Below are 989 nucleotides of genomic sequence, written 5' to 3'. Positions count from 1 at the left end.
ATCTAATGCATAATTCTCCTTGTATGGGGGTAACCTGTGTAGTGGACAAGGGAATCAGGTTGGCGAGATGAGCGGGTTGTGGCTCCAAGCTAATGCTGGTTCTTTTTCATTTTATTGAGGCTGATTGACGACGATCTGTAGTTTGTTGACCGTCACGTACGCCATGGCAATGAAGTTATCAACCGTTCTGAAGCCTCTTGCCTTCCGTTTTGTCGCTTGGATCAAGCTGTTTAAGCCTTCCAACAGGCCATTAGTCAGTTTAGTTTGAAACCAACGCAATAGGCCGTTTTCGTGCCGCTTTAACGATTTTGCTGTATCTACCATGGGTGGAATTTGGGAGTGTACAACCCATCTGTACCAGCTGTCGAAATACAAGTCTGCGTAAATCGCAGGATAGGTCCACCATTCCTGAAGGGCCAGCTTCATTCGATACGCTCTGGCAGTCAGTAGGTTCGTGTCCTTCAACTTCACCAACTTCTCCTGTTGAGAATCGGTCAGATGGGCTTCATTTTTCAGCCAGATATAGCGGCTTTTTTTGAGTTCTTCGACTTCCTTTTGTTCTGTGCGGCGAACCTCGTCCACGGATTCATTGACCATTTTCATCACATGAAATTTATCAAACGTAATGTGGGACTGTGGAAAGTGAGTCTCGATACCTGAAATAAACGCCGATGACATATCGCAACAAAATTCCTCGATCTGCTGGAACGGTACGTTGCGCTCTTTCAGGAACGACTTGAAGGTTTCCAAGCCGCTCGCCCCTTTTCCTTCGGTGGCAAACAAGAGCCGTTTGGTGTCTACATCCACAAATAGGGTAATGTAATGATGTCCTCGACGGCTTGACGTTTCATCAATGGCAATCCGTTTGACTTCTGTTATGTCCATCTCTACCATGGCACGATTCACGTAATAACGTAAGACCCTCCATAACCGTGTGTCATGTTCATTCACCAGCCTGGCAGCCGCTGCGACGGGCATCTCTTTCATCA

1 protein-coding gene is annotated in these 989 nt (G+C 46.8%); it reads right to left on the bottom strand.

Translation table 11 applies throughout. The annotated features are described in order from the left end of the window. Nucleotides 1-111: 111 nt before the first annotated feature. Nucleotides 112-989 (bottom strand): ISL3 family transposase (locus ACE5LO_RS27695; RefSeq protein WP_375523132.1); only part of this gene is annotated, 878 nt, incomplete at its 5' end.

The organism is Paenibacillus medicaginis (assembly GCF_042138635.1).
Lineage (GTDB): Bacteria > Bacillota > Bacilli > Paenibacillales > Paenibacillaceae > Paenibacillus > Paenibacillus medicaginis.
The sequence above is the reverse complement of the archived record's forward strand: the minus strand, read 5'-3'. Positions and strand labels throughout refer to the sequence as shown.